This is a genomic window from Mycolicibacterium wolinskyi str. Jessa 2025, assembly GCF_049241375.1.
Classification (GTDB): Bacteria; Actinomycetota; Actinomycetes; order Mycobacteriales; family Mycobacteriaceae; genus Mycobacterium; species Mycobacterium wolinskyi.
In genome coordinates this window covers 6,458,619-6,474,569 of record NZ_CP185960.1, presented here as the reverse complement: position 1 = coordinate 6,474,569, position 15,951 = coordinate 6,458,619, and the positions used below count along the sequence as shown (strand labels likewise).

Sequence of the window (15,951 nt, the reverse complement as noted above, 5' to 3'; positions counted from 1 at the left end):
GTCTCGACGCTACCTGCGTGCAAGAAAAAGGCTGATCAGCCGCCTACGGCTCGGCGCGCGGCCCGGCCACCAGATCCGCGGCCCGATCAAGGTGAACAGTGCCGGGATGATCACCGTGCGGACGATGAAGGTGTCGAGCAGGATGCCGAGCCCGACGATGATGCCGAGCTGGGTCAGCACGATCAGCGGCAACACGCCGAGCACACAGAACACCGCCGCCAGGACAACGCCCGCACTGGTGATGACGGCGCCGGTCGCCGACACCGCACGTACGATGCCCTGCCGGTTGCCGTACTCCGGTGTCTCCTCGCGGGCCCTGGTCACAAGGAAGATCGTGTAGTCGACGCCGAGCGCCACCAGGAACAGGAACGCGAACAACGGCGTGCTGTTGTCGAGCGCGGGGAATCCGAAGAGATGCACGCTCGCCCACCCGCCGAGGCCGAGCGCGGCGAGCGCGCTGAGCACTGTCACGGCCACGAGCAGCAGCGGTGCGAGCGCGGACCGCAGCAGGATGTAGAGCACCGCGAGCACCACCGCGAGGATGGCCGGGATGACCACGAGCCGGTCCCGCTGAGCCGCCGCGGCGGCATCCCTGGCTTGCGCGTCCGAACCGCCGACCAGCGCGTCAGCATCCGCCGCATGCACCGAATCACGCAGCGCATCAATCGTTTCGAACGCGCGGTCCGATGCCGGTTCGGCCTGCAGGATCACCGACCACTGGCTCAATCCGCTCGGCGACTCACCGGCCGGGTTGGCCGTCACGACGCCTTCGGTGTCGGTGATGGCCCGTTGGACGGCGGCGGCCTTGTCGGTGGCGGCGATGACGCGCGTCGGGTCGGTCAGCCCGCTCGGGAAGTGGGCGGCCAGCGTCTCGTAGCCGGTCACCGATTCGGCTTGCACGCGGAACTGCTCGGTCTGGGTCAGACCGATGGGTGTGGTGAACACCGCGGTGCACAGGATCGCAAGGCCCGCCAGCGACACCACCACGACGCGGGCAGGCCTGCGGGCCACCGAGTCGGCGATGCGGTGCCAGATACCGCTGTCGGTAAGGGCTTTCGCACCGACCTGCGGGATGAACGGCCAGAACAGCCGCTTGCCGCACAGCGCGAGCAGCGGCGGCAACACCACCAGGACGAACACCGCCGCGACGACCAGACCGGATGCCGCCTGCACACCGAGGCTGCGGTTGCTGGGGGCCGACGCGAACACGAGCGTCAACAGAGCGAGCACCACGGTGGCGTTGCTGGCCACGATCGCGGGAGCGGCCGCCTGTACGGCTGTGACGAGGGCGGAACGGTGGTCGGCTTCCCTCGCGAGTTCCTCGCGATAGCGCGAAATCAGCAGCAGCGCATAGTTGGTGCCCGCCCCGAACACCAGCACGCTCGTGATGCCCGACGTCGACCCGTCCGGATTCAGGCCGAGGCCAGATGCGACGGCGGTGCCGACGACGGAGCCGACACGGTCGGCGAACCCGATCACCAGCAGCGGCACGAGCCACAGCACCGGCGATCGATACGTGACGATGAGCAGCAGCGCGACCACGGTCGCGGTGACCGCCAGCAGGGTTATGTTCGCTCCGGCAAAGGAATTCGCGATGTCGGCGCCGAAGGCCGGCCCGCCCGTCACGGCGGCCGTCAAACCGTCCGGCAGTCCGTCGGCGGCGTTCGTGCGCAGCTCGCGCACCGCGTCGTTGAGCGCGAACCCGGACAGCTTGCCGTCGAGGGACACGATGGCAAGCGCGGCCTTGTTGTCGTCGGAGAGCTGAACCGGCGGGCCGGGTGCGCCGCTCATGCGTTGGCGGGCTTGCGATGCGGTGTCGACATCGGCCGGCGTGAGGTCGGCACCGTCGGACCGGGTCACCACCAGGATCGCCGGAACCTGGTCGCCGCCGGGGAATTCGGCACGCAGCCCGTCGGCCCTGGCCGATTCGGCGCTCGCCGGAACCGCCACCGGCGACTGCGACGCGGCGTCCCCACCGCTGAGCAAGCCCAGCAGACCCCCGGAGACCACCACGACCAGCACGGCCAGCCAGCCCAAGCGTTTAATCACGGTTCAGCGTCGCCTCTTCCAGGTCGAGCCCGTGCAGGACGGTCCGCAGCACCTCGTCGTCGATGTGCCCGGCGTCGCGCTCGGCGATGAATGTCTCGCGTTCAGCGGCAAGCATTTCCAGCCGCAGCCGGCGGAAGGCCGAGGTGGGGCTCTCGCCGATGTCCTCGTCGTCGCGGCCCAACCGCTCCCATGCCGCGTTGCGGCGGCGCGTGTTCCAGGCCCGCAGCACCTCGGCCGCGCGTTCGGGCACGTCCGCCCCGGCGGGCTGCGCGGCGAGCAGTTCGTCGAGCCGTTCGGCCGCTGCCCTGGCCGCCTTGTCCTGCGCGGCCGCGGTGGCGACCGCGTCACTGTGCGCTTCGTCGCCTTGCGCGCCCAGCACCCGGATGAACCACGGCAGCGTCAGTCCGTGCAGCAGCAAGGTGCCGACCACGACGACGAACGTCAGGAACACCAGTTGCGGCCGACCCGGGAAGGCGTCGCCGGACAGCGTCGTCAGAGGAACCCCGAACGCAGCCGCCAACGACACAACGCCCCTCATACCCGCCCACGCCACGACGAACACCTGGGCGCGCGGCGGCTCCGGCTCACGCCTGCGGATCTCTTTGGACAGCAGCCGCGGCAGATACGTCGAGACGTACACCCACACGATGCGCACGCCGATCACCGCGATGAGCACCGCGGCCGACGAGATCGCGAGCGTCGCCGCCGAGATGCCGCGCAGTTCGCTGATCACCTTCGGCAACTGCAGGCCGATCAACAGGAACGCGAACGACTCCAGCACCAACTGCAGGGCCTTCCACACGGCCTTGTCCTGCAGCCGCGTGGCGTAGCTGGCCTGGGTTTCGCGCTGGCCGAGCAGCAACGCGGCCACAACCACCGCGATCACGCCGGAGCCGTGCACCTCCTCGGCCACGAGGTAGATGAAGAACGGTGCCACCAGGCCGATGGCGCTCTCGACCAGCGGGTCGTCGAGCCGCGAGCGGATGAAATGGACCACCATGCCGAGCGCGCCGCCGACCACCACACCGCCGACCGCGGCCAGGGCGAACGTGCCGAGCGCCGTGCCCCACCCGGCGCCGACGCCGATCGCGGCGGCCAGGGCGACCTTGTAGGCCGTCAGCGCGGTGGCGTCGTTGAGCAGGCTTTCGCCGCCCAGCAGGGTCATGGTGCGGCGCGGCAGGCCGAGCCGGCGGCCGACCGCGGTGGCCGAGACCGCGTCGGGCGGGGCCACGATCGCGCCGAGGGTCAGGGCCGCGGCGATCGTCAGCTCGGGAACGGTGTGGAAGGCCACCACGCCGACCACGAACGTCGTCGCGAGCGGCAACCCGACCGCGAGCAGCCCGATAGGGCGGACGTTGCGGCGCAGCGCCACATAGCTGCTCTCCAGCCCGGCCGACCACAGCAGCGGCGGCAGGATCACGAACAGCACGAGTTCGGGCTCGAGATGGACGTCGTCGAAACCCGGGATCGCGCTGCCTGCCAGCCCCGCCACCACGAGCGCCAGCGGCGCCGAGACGTCGAAGCGGCGGGCCAACGCGGCCAGCAGCACCGCTGCCACCAGGGCAGCCAGCAGTGAGGCACCCACGTCGTCAGACCTCCTTCGCGTGCCGTCCTTATCCTTGATCAACATGTTGAGGAGATCACGCCGGCGCGAGCAGAGCTCGGCGCCGCGAACCTGTGAGCACCTCTTAGCCGACCGTGAAGCTGGGGCCGAGCCAGAACCCCTCACCCCGGGCCGATGCCAGGAGTGCGAGCAACTCGGCGAGAGTAGCTGGGCACATCTGCGGATGTGCATGACCTGCGGTCACGTCGGCTGCTGTGACTCCAGTCCCCACCAACACGCCACAAAGCACTTCCAGCACACCGGTCACGCCGTCATGCGTTCGGCCGAACCCGGCGAGAGCTGGCGGTGGTGTTATATCGACCATCGCGTTGGTTGACGATCTGGCAGGCTGGGGGATGCGATGAGTGAATCGATTGAGGACGCCGTACAAGAGGCCGACGTAGCCGCGGAACCGGAGGACACCACGCCGGAACCAGAGGCGGCAGTCCAGGAACCGCAGGACGACGAGCAGCCGACCGATCCGCGCGCGACCGTGATGTTGTTGGGCGCCGGTGAGCTGAGCCGTGAGCTCGCGTTGGCGTTCCAGCGGCTGGGTGGCGTCGTCGTCGCGGTCGATCGGTACCACGCGCCCGCGCACGGCGTGGCGGACCGGTCGGCGGTGATCAAGATGAACGACGCCGAGGAACTCGCGGCGCTCATCGAGCGGGAGAAACCGCGCTACGTCGTGGCGGAGTCCGGCGTCATCGCGGCTGACGCACTGGTCGCGACCGCCGAGCGGGGCGACATCGAGGTGCTGCCGACGCCGCGCAGTATCCGGCTCAGCCAGGACCGCGAGGGCCTGCGCCGGCTGGCTTCCGACGAACTCGGGCTGCCGACCGTGCCGTTCTGGTTCGCGGGTTCGGTCGAGGAACTCGGTGCCGTCGCCGAGCACGCCGGCTATCCGCTGGTGGTCAAGCCCGTCGTGGGCGCGTTGCGCGACGGCGAGTCGGTGCTGCTGCGTCCCGACGACATCGAACCGGCATGGCAGCGCGCCACCACCGCGGGCCGGATCGCGCACAGCCGGGTGCTGGCGGAATCGGTCGTCGAGGTGGACTACGAGGTCACGCTGCTGGCCATCCGCACCACCGGTCCGGCGGGGCCGGGTGTGCACTTCTGCGAGCCGATCGGCCATCGCCAGGTCGACGGTGACGTGCTCGAGGCCTGGCAGCCTCAGCAGATGCCGCCCGCTGCGCTGGACTCCGCGAAGTCGATCGCCGCGCGCATCGTCAACTCACTCGGCGGGCGTGGCGTCTTCGGCGTCGAGCTGCTGGTGCAGGGCGACGACGTGTACTTCTCCGACGTCCGCATCCGGCCGCACGACAGCGGCCTGGTCACGCTGCGCTCACAACGGCTCTCCGAATTCGAGCTGCATGCCAGGGCCATTCTGGGGCTCGCGGTCGACACGATCATGATCTCGCCGGCCGCCGCCGAGGTCAGCTACGGCGGCGCCGACGCCGAAACCCCCGACGAGCTGTCCACGAACGTCACCGCGGTGCTGGCCGAGGCGCTGGCCACCTCGGAGAGCGACGTGCGGCTGTTCGGCCGTCCCGACGAATCCGACTCCCGGCGCCGCCTCGGCGTGGCGCTGGCCACCGCCCCCGACGTGATCGTCGCGCGGGACCGGGCCCGCCGGGTCGGCACCGCACTGCGCAAGCTCTGGTAGGACATGGCTGACACGGAGAATTCAGGGGCCGACCGGCCCACCACCACACCCTTCTTCGCCGCGCTGGTGATCATTGTGCTCGTGGTGATCGGCATTGCGCTCGTCAACGTTTTCCAGGGCGACGGGCTGACCGACGAGCAGCAGGTCGGTCGCGCGGCGGTCGGGCAGAACGACGCCATGCAGCGCGAGGATTTCGCCGCCTTCACCGACTACACGTGTGCCGAGCAGCGCGGTACCGAAGCCGATTTCCTTGCCCGCCAGAAGGATTCGGTGGACCAGAACGGTGAACGCTACATCGACGGCGTGACGACGGTTCAGATCGACGGTGAACGCGCGAGCGCGACCGTCGTTTATCACTTCAAGAATCAGCCAGACAACAAGATCAACGTGGAGACCGCGTTCGTGCGTGAGGACGGCGAATGGCGGGTCTGCTCGAGTATGGGAGACTCACGCCCGTGAGCTATGCCGGAGATATCACGCCTGAGGAGGCCTGGAAACTTCTGAGCGAGAATCCCGAGGCCGTACTGGTGGACTGTCGCACCGACGCCGAGTGGCGCTTCGTGGGCGTCCCGGACCTGACCTCGCTTCAGCGTGACGTCGTGTACATCGAGTGGAACCGCACCGACGGTAGCCACAACGACGCGTTCGTCGACGATCTGCAGGCATCGGGTGTCACGCCAGGCGACCGGCCGGTGGTGTTCCTGTGCCGCTCCGGCAACCGCTCGATCGGTGCTGCCGAAGCCGCGACGGCGGCCGGTATCGGGCCGTCGTACAACGTGCTCGACGGTTTCGAGGGCAACCTGGACGAGAACCGGCATCGTGGTGGCACTGGCTGGAAGGCCGTCGGCCTGCCTTGGAAACAGAGCTAGGGGCAGTCATGAGTGAGGTTCCGTCGGTTCGGATCCCGGCAGCCCTGCCGGACGGCGTCAGCCAGGCCACGATCGGTGTGCGCGGCGGCCTGCTGCGGTCCGGCTTCGAGGAAACCGCCGAGGCCATGTACCTGACGTCGGGTTACGTCTACGAGACGGCAGGCGACGCGGAGAAGGCCTTCACCGGTGACATCGACCGGTACGTCTACTCGCGCTACGGCAACCCGACGATCACCATGTTCGAGGAGCGGCTTCGCCTGATCGAAGGTGCGCCCGCCTGTTTCGCGACGGCGACCGGTATGGCCGCGGTGTTCACCGCGCTCGGTGCGCTTCTCGGAGCGGGCGATCGGCTGGTGGCCGCGCGCAGCCTGTTCGGTTCGTGCTTCGTGGTGTGCAATGAGATCCTGCCGCGCTGGGGTGTGGAGACCGTGTTCGTCGACGGCGACGACCTCTCGCAGTGGGAAGAGGCGCTGAGCAAGCCAACCCAGGCGGTGTTCTTCGAGACCCCGTCGAACCCGATGCAGTCGTTGGTCGACATCGCCGCGGTCTCCGACCTTGCCCACGCCGCGGGTGCAAAAGTCGTGTTGGACAACGTCTTTGCGACACCGCTGCTGCAGCAGGGGTTGCCGCTCGGCGCCGACGTCGTGGTGTACTCCGGCACCAAGCACATCGACGGGCAGGGCCGGGTGCTCGGCGGAGCGATCCTGGGCGACCAGGAGTACATCGACGGTCCGGTGCAGAAACTCATGCGGCACACGGGCCCGGCGATCAGCGCGTTCAACGCCTGGACGCTGCTGAAAGGTCTTGAGACGCTGTCGGTTCGGGTCGACTACGCGAACCGTTCGGCGCAGCATGTCGCCGAGTTCCTGGAGGGGCACTCCGCGGTGCGCTGGGTGAAATACCCGTTCCTGGAGTCACATCCACAGTACGACCTCGCCAAGCGGCAGATGCGGGGCGGCGGCACCGTCGTCACGTTCGAACTGGACGCCAGTGACGGAAAGGCCCGCGCGTTCGAGGTACTCGACAAGCTGCGCGTCATCGACATCTCCAACAACCTCGGCGACGCCAAGACGCTCATCACCCATCCGGCCACCACGACGCACCGGGCCATGGGGCCCGAGGGCCGCGCGGCCATCGGCTTGGGCGACGGCGTGGTCCGTATCTCGGTGGGCCTGGAGGGAACCGAGGATCTGATCGCCGATCTGGACCAGGCACTGGGTTAGCCCGTGTCCAAGCAGAGTGCGGCCAAGAAAGCCCGTCGCAAGAAGCGGCAGGCGAGTCGCGACGCGCGCTGGGTGCCGGACGAGGTGGTGCAGCAGCTGTCGGCGATCCAGGATGCCGTCGTCGCCGACCTCGCCGAGTTCGATGAGCGAATCACCGAGCGCGGCTGGACTTTTGACGAGGAAGAGTCCGACGACAACTTCGCGATCTGGTTCTATGAACCGTCCGGAAGCGAGGTCGAGGACGGTGTCCCGGTGACATCGCTGTGGCTCGATGCGGCCGAGGACGGCGAACTGGTGCACGTGACGTTCGTCGGCACCGTCGACAAGATCACGTTCACGCACGAGGACCTGTTCGAAAACCTCGACGCGATCGAGGCGTACCGCGTCGGTGACCCCACTCCTTTCTAGCGCGAGCAGACGCGCAGGTACCCGGGAACGCGCATTCCCGGGTACCGACGCGTCTGCTCGGCGGGGTAGCCCGCCGCCATGACCGAGGTGACGCTGCGCCAGCTGCGGTACTTCGCCGTGTTGGGGGAGGAGCTCAACTATCGCCGTGCAGCGCAACGGTTGTTCATCACGCAGCCCGCACTGTCGACCGCGATCAAGCAGCTCGAGCAGGCCTTCGGCGTGGTTCTGCTCAACCGCAACACGCGCGAAGTCGCACTGACCGACCTCGGCGCGGCCTGGTTGCCTCAGGTGCAGCAGGCGCTCAGCGGAGTCGACGCGGTGGTGGAGAACCTGGTGACACTCTCCGGTACCAGGCAGGGGCGGCTGCGGTTCGGCTATCTGATCGGAACGGGCGCCGATCTGTTGTTCCGGATCGTGCGGCACTTCGAAACCGCCTATCCCGACGTCAGTGTCGAGCCGATCGAGTACGACTTCGCCGACCCCACGGCCGGGCTTGCCGATGGCAGTACCGAGGTCGCGCTGATCCGCCCACCCGTGGATCTGCCCGAACACCGAATGCTGATCCTCGACTCCGAGTCATGGGTGGCCTGCCTGCCCCGGGATCATCGGTTGGCCGGTCGTCGTGAGGTCGAGATCGCCGAGCTGCTCGACGATCCGATCGTGTGCGCGCCGCTGACCGCGGGCCCGTGGCGCGATTACTGGATGGCGATGGACGTGCGCGGCAACCGCCCGCCGACGATCGCCGCGGTGGCCGCGACGTACGAGGCCGAGACGACGGCGATCGCGCGCGGGCTGGGCATCAGCTTCACGACGGCATCGGTGTCGCGGTTCTACGACCGGCCCGGCATCGCCTACGTGCCCATCGTCGACCGGCCGCTCAGCCACGTCGCGCTCGCCTGGCATCCCGGCACGCTCAGCCCGCAGGCCGATGCGCTGGTCAAGCACGTGCAGCAGCAGTGGAGTTTCGGCGACGGCGAGGATGTGGCCGTGCCCGCCACGCAGTACTGATAAACCACGGTTATCAGTCCATCAAAAGATGGAACTTCCGGTGACCGGCCGGTGGCGCTTTCCTTACATCAATCGTTTGTGCCTTACGCCTGACCTGGAGTGATCATGACCGACGCGTTAGATGCCGCGGCTTCACCCACTCATTCGGCCAACCCGGATGCACTCGGTGCCGAGGACGCCAAGCTCGCCCAGTTCGGTTACACGCAGAAGCTGGACCGTTCGGTGGGCAAGCTCGCGTCCTTCGCGATCGGTTTCGCCACCATCAGCGCGACCACCGCGGTGTTCACCGGGTTCGGCGCCGGCTACTTCACCGCGGGCGCGCCGTTCGTGTGGACGCTGCTGCTGGCCGGCGCGGTGTTCTCGCTGTGGGCCTTCATCGCCGCCGACCTGACGGCCAAGATCCCGCTGGCCGGATACTCCTACCAATGGATCAGCCGGATCAACGGGCCGAGCCTCGGCTGGTTCACCGGGTTCATCGCCCTGATGGGCTGGGTGTGCGGCATGACCGGCGTCGGGTTCATCCTGTCCGGCTATCTCGGTGGCCTGTTCGGCTGGAACATGAGCCAGTCCGAACAGATCCTCGTCGCCATCGGCGTGGTGTTCCTGTGCGTGCTGATCAATATCTACGGCGTCCGGTTCGCCACGATGGTCAACAACATCGGTGTCAGCCTTGAGTTGGTCATCACCGTCGGTGCCACCGCGCTCGTCGCGATCATCGCGTTCTCGGCGCCCGAGAACCATCAGCCGATCTCGGTGTTGTTCACCGGTGGCGAAGCCGGCGACAAGGATTCGTATCTGCTGGCCTGGCTGGCGGCCGCGCTCGGACCGTTCTTCGGATTGATCGGCGTCGAGTCCGGTGCCGATGTCGCCGAGGAGACCAAGGACGCGCGCCGGGTGGTGCCGAAGACGATGTTCTACGCCCTGGTCACCTCGATCGTCATCGAGCTGCTGATGTACATCGTCTACGTGCTGGCGATCCGTGACGTCAGTGCGGTCGAGGCCAACTCGGCCGCGCCGATCGAAGAGATCATCAACCAGCAGGCCGGCCCCGTCGTCACGAAAATCGTTGTCGCGGTGGCCCTGACGAACATCCTGGCGTGCCTGCTCGCCAACATCCTGGTCGCCACGCGGCTGACCTACTCCATGGCGCGCGACAACATGCTGCCGCTGTCGCACATCTGGCGCCACGTCTCGCCGAAGACCAAGGCGCCCACCTACGCGGTGATCGGCCTGGGTTGCCTGTCCACGCTGTTGCTGCTCTCGGCGCTGGTCAACGAGAAGGCGTTCAACTACATCATCGGCATCGCGTCGCTGCTGTTCTTCTTCGTCTACATCCTGCAGACCGTCGGCCTGCTGGTCGGGTATCGCAACGGCACGATCCCCCAAGGCGAGCCCGGCACATTCGACCTCGGCCGCTGGCGCCTGCCGCTCTACGTCACCTCGCTCGTGGTGTTCGGCGCAGTCGCGATCGCACTGCTCTTCCTGCCGCAGTTCACCAGCAACAAGTGGGTGTTCCTCGGAGTCGTTGTGCTGGCCGCGATCTGGTGGGCCACCGGCCTCAAGGCGCGGCTGCGGTCGGGCGACGCCGGATCCGACTACGCCAAGACCCATCTCAGCTGACCACCCGCGTTGAGTCTGCGTCCACGGCGGCGGCTACTCGCACTTCCGCGCCGTGAGCGCAGCGCCAACGCACATTTATGAAAGGGAATCGAATGACCGTGACCGATCTCGGCACCAGCAATCTCGTCGCCGTCGAACCAGGCGCCATCCGTGAGGACACCCCGCCCGGTTCGGTGATCCAGTACAGCGACTACGAACTCGACACCACGAGCCCGTTCGCCGGGGGCGTGGCGTGGATCGAAGGGGAGTACCTGCCGGCCTCCGAAGCCAAGATCTCCATCTTCGACACCGGGTTCGGCCACTCCGATCTGACCTACACCGTCGCACATGTGTGGCACGGCAACATCTTCCGGCTCGGCGATCATCTCGACCGGCTGCTCGACGGTGCGCGCAAGCTGCGGCTCGACCCGGGCATGAGCAAGGACGAGCTGGCCGAGATCACGAAGAAATGCGTCTCGCTGTCACAGCTGCGGGAGTCGTTCGTGAACCTGACCGTCACGCGTGGCTACGGAAAACGCAAGGGCGAGAAGGATTTGTCGAAGCTCACCCACCAGGTCTACATCTACGCGATTCCGTACCTGTGGGCGTTTCCGCCGAGCGAGCAGATCTTCGGGACCACCGCGATCGTCCCGCGCCACGTCCGTCGCGCCGGGCGCAACACCGTCGACCCGACCATCAAGAACTACCAGTGGGGTGACCTCACCGCAGCCAGCTTCGAGGCCAAGGACCGTGGCGCCCGCACCGCCATCCTGATGGACGCCGACAACTGTGTGGCCGAAGGGCCGGGCTTCAACGTCGTCATCGTCAAAGACGGCAAGCTGGCGTCGCCGTCCCGAAATGCCTTGCCGGGCATTACCCGCAAGACCGTGTTCGAGATCGCCGACGCCATGGGCATCGAGGCCGAACTGCGCGACGTGACGAGCCATGAGCTCTACGACGCCGACGAGCTCATGGCCGTCACCACCGCGGGCGGGGTCACACCCATCAACAGCCTCGACGGCGAGCCCATCGGAGACGGCGCGCCAGGACCCCTCACCGTCGCGATCCGGGACCGGTTCTGGGCGTTGATGGATGAGCCGTCGCCGCTGATCGAGGCGATCCAATACTGAACCCACCGCGACCAGACGCCTAAGTACCCGGGTAACGGCATTCCCGGGTACCGGCGCGTCTGCTCGCCCTAGTCTTGGCGTCATGGCTGATCTACTGACCGGCATTCGCAAGAACCTGCAGCAGTTGTCCGAGTCGGGCCGTGCGATCAAGAGACTGGTCGAAACCGGCATGCTCGACCTCAAGGATCTCGGCGGCACTGTTCAGGGTGCGAAGCTCGTGAAGGTCTATGGACCGCAGGCCACGATGGCCATCCAGGGCGGCCGCCGGTTCCCGGATCTGCCCGCGGTCGTCGACGAACGCGGCACGCTGACCTACAAACAGGTGAACGACCAGTCGTGGGCGTTGGCGCACGGCCTGAAGTCCCTCGGCGTATCGGCGGGCTCCGTCGTCGGAATCCTGTGCCGCGATCACCGGGGCCTTCTCATCGCGATGGCCGCGTGCGGCAAGCTCGGCGCCCGGCTGGTGTTGATGAACACCGGCTTCGCCAAGCCACAGTTCGCCGAGGTGTGCAAACGCGAGGGCGTGCGCGTGGTGCTGCACGACAGCGAATTCGTCGGTCTGCTCGACGCATTGCCCGCCGACCTGCCGCGGATCCTCACCTGGGTCGACGAGGGCGCCGAGCTGCCCGAGGGCGCGCAGACCCTTGACGACATCATCGCGGCGAACTCCACCGAGTCGCTGCCACCACCGAGCAAGGCGGGCGGATCGGTCATCCTCACGAGCGGGACCACCGGCCTGCCCAAGGGCGCGCCCCGCGATACGGTGTCGCCGCTGGCGACCGCGCAGATCATCGACCGAATCCCGTTTCCCCGCAAGGGAACAATGGTGATCGTCTCACCGATCTTCCACAGCACGGGCTGGGCGACGTACACGGTCGGTGCCGCATTGGGCAACAAGGTGGTGACGGCGCGGCGGTTCAAGGCCGAGGGCACGCTCGAGCTCATCGCCAAGCACAAGGCCGACATGCTGGTGGCGGTGCCGACGATGCTGCACCGAATCGTCGAGCTCGGCCCGGAGATCATCGGCAAGTACGACACGTCTTCGTTGAAGGTGATCCTGATTGCCGGGTCGGCGCTGAGCCCGGAACTGTCCAACCGCGTGCAGGACACGTTCGGTGACGTGCTCTACAACATGTACGGCTCGACCGAGTGCGCGATCGCCAGCGTCGCGACCCCCGCCGAACTGCGGATGGCACCCGGGACTGCGGGGCGCGCCCCGGTGACTTGTGAAGTGGTGCTGTACGACGAGAACGATCAGCGCATCGAAGGCACCAACCGCCGTGGCCGGCTGTTCATCCGCAACGGCGCACCGTTCCAGGGGTACACCGATGGTCGTAGCAAGCAGATCATCGACGGCTACATGACCAGTGGCGACATGGGCCACTTCGACGAGAACGGCCTGCTGTTCGTCGACGGCCGCGACGACGACATGATCGTGTCCGGCGGTGAGAACGTCTTCCCGCAGGAAGTGGAGAATCTGCTCGAGGAGCGCGCAGACGTCGCCGAGGCGGCAGTCGTGGGCGTCGACGACGTCGAGTTCGGAAAGCGGTTGCGCGCCTTCATCGTTTCCGAGCCGGGCGCCGCGCACGACGCCGCCGACATCAAGCAGTACGTGAAGGACAACCTGGCGCGCCACAAGGTGCCCCGCGACGTCGTGTTCATCGACGAGCTTCCCCGCAACGCCACCGGAAAGCTGCTGCGCCGCGTGCTCGTCGAGATGGACGTCGACACCTGAGCCGACGTCCATCCCCGGGCATTGCCTATCAGGCGCCGGCCGGCTCGTAGTCGGCCGACAGCGCGATCTCGCGCCAGGCCTCCTGGTCGCGAGCGGTGCGCTCCACCTTGGCGGCGATCCGGTCGAACGCGTTGCGGCCGAGCTGAATCCGCTCGGGCAGCGTGTCGTAGGACGGCAGGTCGACGATGATCTTGGCCGCCTTGAGTGGATCGCCGTCCTGGGCGTAGTTGGTGTCGTCGGCCCATTTGCGGGTGACGCCGGAGGTCTCGGCGTAGTCGGCGATCTCGTTGGCCGCGATGGCGAGGCTCGAACCGTCCAGGAAGTTCGTGCGGAACGGGCCGGGCTCGATCGCGACGACCTTGATGCCCAGCGGCGCGAGCTCGTGAGTCATCGCCTCCGACAACCCTTCGACGGCGAACTTTGTCGACGAGTAAACGCCCCAGCCCGGACCGGAGACGAAGCCGCCGACCGAGGACAGGTTGATGATCGTGCCGGAGCGTTGCGCCCGCAGGGTCGGCAGCACTGCGCGCGTCACGGCCAGCAGTCCGAATACGTTGACGTCGTAGACCGCACGCACTTCTTCGTCGGTGGCTTCTTCCACTGCGCCCAGCAGGCCCCGGCCCGCATTGTTCACCAGCACGTCGATGCGGCCGAACTTCTCGACCGCGGCCTGCACGGCGGCGTCGATCTGAGCGGCGTCGTGCACGTCGAGCGCAACGGCCAGCAGCTGATCGCCCGCGTCGGGAATGGCGTCGTAGACGGCTTGCGGGTTGCGGGCGGTGGCGACCACGGAGTCGCCGCGGGAGAGCGCTTCGCGAGCGATCTCTAGGCCGAATCCGCGTGAGGCGCCGGTGATGAACCAGACATTCATGATGCTCTCCGTTCGATGTGTTCTGGGTGGTACGCACCTGTCAACATCGCGATCTTTGCGGCTGATTGCCGTGAGCGCGCCCCGATGAACCTAGGTCTGGCAGTCCTAGGTTCGATAATGATCGCCATGACGGCATCGAACGAGTTGGGCGAATTCCTGCGGTCGCGTCGGGCCAGGCTCAACCCTGCCGAGGTGGGGCTGCGCGGCGCCGCCACCGGCCGCCGGGTCGCCGGGCTGCGTCGCGAGGAACTCGCGATGCTCGCAGGCGTCAGCGCTGACTATTACGCCAGGCTGGAACAGGGCCGGGCCCGCAACGTGTCCGAACAGGTCCTGACGGCGGTGGCCGATGCGCTGCAGCTCGACGACGTGGAACGTCGTCACCTCAATGACCTCGCACACCCGAGCGGCGCTGCGGCACGTCCCACGCCGAAGGTTCGCGCCGCACTGCGGTCTATGGTGCACGCGCTCGACCCGGTGCCCGCCGTCCTGCACGGCCCGCTGCTCGAGGTGCTGGCGATCAACCGGGCCGGCAAGGCCCTCATCGCGGACTTCGAGGCGATGCCCGCGGCCGAACGGAACATGGTTCGCTGGATGTTTTTGGACCCCAACGCTCGTCTGGTCTATCCGGACTGGGCCGAGATCGCCGCGCAGATGGTGGCGATCCTGCGGGCCGCCGGCAACGGCCCGGCCCTGGCCGAGCTTGTCGGTGAGCTCACGGCACAATCGCCCGAATTCGCGCGGTGCTGGGCCGAGTACCGGGTGTATCAACACACCTACGGGCCCAAGCGATTTCATCATGACGAGGTCGGCACCATGGTGCTCAACTACGAAACACTGCGGCTTCCGGCCGATCCGGGGCTTTCGGTGATTCTCTACACCGCAGACACCGGATCGCCGTCAGCGCAACGCCTTACGGAGCTGGTGAGTTCTTACCGTCCGAGTCGATAACCCCGAGGGCGGCCTGCGCGCGATCCTCATAGCTCTTGCGCTTGGCGGCATCGAACTCGAGGAACACGTTGTCCAGGCCGAGCTTCTTGTTGAGCCAGCGGCGTCCCTTCGGCGGCAGCATCTGCGCGGCCTGCGCGGTGAATCGCAGTGGCGGCGGGACCGAGACGTGGGTCTTGGGCTTGTTCAAAGTCTTGACGATGGCCGCGGCGATGTCCTCGGGTTCCACGGGCTTGATCGCCCCGCCGGACTTTGTGCCCGCGATCAAGTCGGTGTTGGTGAACGGCGGCATGATCACCGACACGTCGACGCCGTGCGGTGCCATCTCGTCGGCAAGCGCGGTGGACAGCCCGACGACCGCGTACTTCGCGCCGACATAGACCACCTGACCGGGCAGCGGGATCAAACCCGACAGTGAGGCGATGTTGATGATGTGGCCGCTGCGGCGCTTGACCATGTCCGGCAGCGCCAGCTGGCAGCCGGTGAGGACGCCGTAAACGTTGACCTCGATGTTGGACCGGATCGACTGTTCGCTCTGCTCGAGGAACGGGCCGACCGGCATGACACCGGCGTTGTTGATCAGTACGTCGATGTGGCCGCCGCCGTCGGTGCGGGCCTTGTCCAGGAACGTCGCGAACGATTCGCGGTCGGTGACATCGAGCGGGTAACCCGAGACCTGGCCGAGCTTGGTGAGTTCGACGACGGCCGACTCCTGCAGGGCCACGTCGCGGTCGCCGATCACGACACGGGCGCCGCGGGCCAGCAAGGCCTTGGCGGTGGCATAACCAATACCGCGAGCGGCGCCGGTGATCGCGATGGTCTTGCCCCTGATGTTGTCCATGGCGGCG

General features: G+C 67.3%; 15 protein-coding genes. 11 read left to right on the top strand and 4 right to left on the bottom strand.

Features of this window, described 5'->3' with window-relative positions; translation table 11 throughout:
- Positions 1 to 9: 9 nt before the first annotated feature.
- Positions 10 to 2,049, bottom strand: a complete 2,040-nt coding sequence (locus ACOI2T_RS32170; RefSeq protein ID WP_409504340.1) for an MMPL family transporter — start codon at positions 2,047 to 2,049, stop codon at positions 10 to 12.
- Positions 2,042 to 3,634, bottom strand: a complete 1,593-nt coding sequence (locus ACOI2T_RS32165) for a Na+/H+ antiporter (RefSeq protein WP_409504341.1) — start codon at positions 3,632 to 3,634, stop codon at positions 2,042 to 2,044. Before ACOI2T_RS32165 ends, ACOI2T_RS32170 begins: the two co-directional genes overlap by 8 nt.
- Before the next feature lie 43 nt (positions 3,635 to 3,677).
- On the opposite strand from ACOI2T_RS32165, the gene ACOI2T_RS32160 reads away from it, so the two are divergent.
- From ACOI2T_RS32160 to ACOI2T_RS32115, 10 genes are all read left to right on the top strand, one after another.
- Positions 3,678 to 3,989 (top strand): UBP-type zinc finger domain-containing protein, encoded by a 312-nt coding sequence (locus ACOI2T_RS32160; RefSeq protein WP_084356834.1) that lies wholly within the window; start codon positions 3,678 to 3,680, stop codon positions 3,987 to 3,989.
- A 24-nt stretch (positions 3,990 to 4,013) separates the two neighbouring features.
- Positions 4,014 to 5,315: a formate-dependent phosphoribosylglycinamide formyltransferase gene (gene purT, locus ACOI2T_RS32155; RefSeq protein WP_409504342.1), complete on the top strand. Its 1,302-nt coding sequence runs from the start codon at positions 4,014 to 4,016 to the stop codon at positions 5,313 to 5,315.
- A gap of 3 nt (positions 5,316 to 5,318) precedes the next feature.
- On the top strand, positions 5,319 to 5,774 hold the full coding sequence (locus ACOI2T_RS32150; RefSeq protein WP_067853368.1) for an Rv0361 family membrane protein: 456 nt from the start codon (positions 5,319 to 5,321) through the stop codon (positions 5,772 to 5,774).
- Positions 5,771 to 6,184 carry a rhodanese-like domain-containing protein gene (locus ACOI2T_RS32145; protein WP_067853373.1) on the top strand — a complete coding sequence of 138 codons (414 nt, stop codon included), beginning with the start codon at positions 5,771 to 5,773 and terminating at the stop codon, positions 6,182 to 6,184. The genes ACOI2T_RS32150 and ACOI2T_RS32145 overlap by 4 nt, the downstream gene beginning before the upstream one ends.
- A gap of 8 nt (positions 6,185 to 6,192) precedes the next feature.
- Complete coding sequence (locus tag ACOI2T_RS32140) at positions 6,193 to 7,407, top strand: O-succinylhomoserine sulfhydrylase (RefSeq protein WP_409504343.1); 1,215 nt, start codon at positions 6,193 to 6,195, stop codon at positions 7,405 to 7,407.
- 3 nt (positions 7,408 to 7,410) lie between these two features.
- Positions 7,411 to 7,815, top strand: coding sequence for a hypothetical protein (locus tag ACOI2T_RS32135; RefSeq protein WP_067853380.1), 405 nt, complete (start codon positions 7,411 to 7,413; stop codon positions 7,813 to 7,815).
- 78 nt (positions 7,816 to 7,893) lie between these two features.
- Positions 7,894 to 8,823, top strand: coding sequence for a LysR family transcriptional regulator (locus ACOI2T_RS32130; protein ID WP_084356825.1), 930 nt, complete (start codon positions 7,894 to 7,896; stop codon positions 8,821 to 8,823).
- A gap of 105 nt (positions 8,824 to 8,928) precedes the next feature.
- A complete protein-coding gene (locus ACOI2T_RS32125; protein WP_409504344.1) occupies positions 8,929 to 10,443 on the top strand; it encodes an APC family permease in 1,515 nt (504 codons plus the stop codon).
- 92 nt (positions 10,444 to 10,535) lie between these two features.
- Positions 10,536 to 11,552 (top strand): aminotransferase class IV, encoded by a 1,017-nt coding sequence (locus ACOI2T_RS32120; protein WP_085145739.1) that lies wholly within the window; start codon positions 10,536 to 10,538, stop codon positions 11,550 to 11,552.
- 82 nt (positions 11,553 to 11,634) lie between these two features.
- Entirely contained in the window at positions 11,635 to 13,287 is a 1,653-nt protein-coding gene (locus ACOI2T_RS32115) for an acyl-CoA synthetase (RefSeq protein ID WP_409504345.1), read from the top strand.
- Between the two features lie 28 nt (positions 13,288 to 13,315).
- On the opposite strand, the gene ACOI2T_RS32110 is transcribed toward ACOI2T_RS32115, so the two are convergent.
- Positions 13,316 to 14,158 (bottom strand): oxidoreductase, encoded by an 843-nt coding sequence (locus ACOI2T_RS32110; RefSeq protein ID WP_409504346.1) that lies wholly within the window; start codon positions 14,156 to 14,158, stop codon positions 13,316 to 13,318.
- A gap of 126 nt (positions 14,159 to 14,284) precedes the next feature.
- Between ACOI2T_RS32110 and ACOI2T_RS32105 the strand changes: the two genes are divergently transcribed.
- Entirely contained in the window at positions 14,285 to 15,106 is an 822-nt protein-coding gene (locus ACOI2T_RS32105; protein ID WP_409504347.1) for a helix-turn-helix transcriptional regulator, read from the top strand.
- Here the strand turns inward: ACOI2T_RS32105 and ACOI2T_RS32100 are convergent.
- Positions 15,069 to 15,944 carry an SDR family oxidoreductase gene (locus ACOI2T_RS32100; RefSeq protein WP_409504348.1) on the bottom strand — a complete coding sequence of 292 codons (876 nt, stop codon included), beginning with the start codon at positions 15,942 to 15,944 and terminating at the stop codon, positions 15,069 to 15,071. The two genes, ACOI2T_RS32105 and ACOI2T_RS32100, sit on opposite strands and share 38 nt — an antisense overlap.
- Positions 15,945 to 15,951 lie beyond the last annotated feature (7 nt).

Coding starts and splice junctions, on each gene's coding strand:
- ACOI2T_RS32160 (WP_084356834.1), top strand. CDS start 3,678: ATGTTGAGGAGATCACGCCGGCGCGAGCAGAGCTCGGCGCCGCGAACC.
- purT (WP_409504342.1), top strand. CDS start 4,014: ATGAGTGAATCGATTGAGGACGCCGTACAAGAGGCCGACGTAGCCGCG.
- ACOI2T_RS32150 (WP_067853368.1), top strand. CDS start 5,319: ATGGCTGACACGGAGAATTCAGGGGCCGACCGGCCCACCACCACACCC.
- ACOI2T_RS32140 (WP_409504343.1), top strand. CDS start 6,193: ATGAGTGAGGTTCCGTCGGTTCGGATCCCGGCAGCCCTGCCGGACGGC.
- ACOI2T_RS32130 (WP_084356825.1), top strand. CDS start 7,894: ATGACCGAGGTGACGCTGCGCCAGCTGCGGTACTTCGCCGTGTTGGGG.
- ACOI2T_RS32125 (WP_409504344.1), top strand. CDS start 8,929: ATGACCGACGCGTTAGATGCCGCGGCTTCACCCACTCATTCGGCCAAC.
- ACOI2T_RS32120 (WP_085145739.1), top strand. CDS start 10,536: ATGACCGTGACCGATCTCGGCACCAGCAATCTCGTCGCCGTCGAACCA.
- ACOI2T_RS32115 (WP_409504345.1), top strand. CDS start 11,635: ATGGCTGATCTACTGACCGGCATTCGCAAGAACCTGCAGCAGTTGTCC.
- ACOI2T_RS32110 (WP_409504346.1), bottom strand. CDS start 14,158: ATGAATGTCTGGTTCATCACCGGCGCCTCACGCGGATTCGGCCTAGAG.
- ACOI2T_RS32105 (WP_409504347.1), top strand. CDS start 14,285: ATGACGGCATCGAACGAGTTGGGCGAATTCCTGCGGTCGCGTCGGGCC.
- ACOI2T_RS32100 (WP_409504348.1), bottom strand. CDS start 15,944: ATGGACAACATCAGGGGCAAGACCATCGCGATCACCGGCGCCGCTCGC.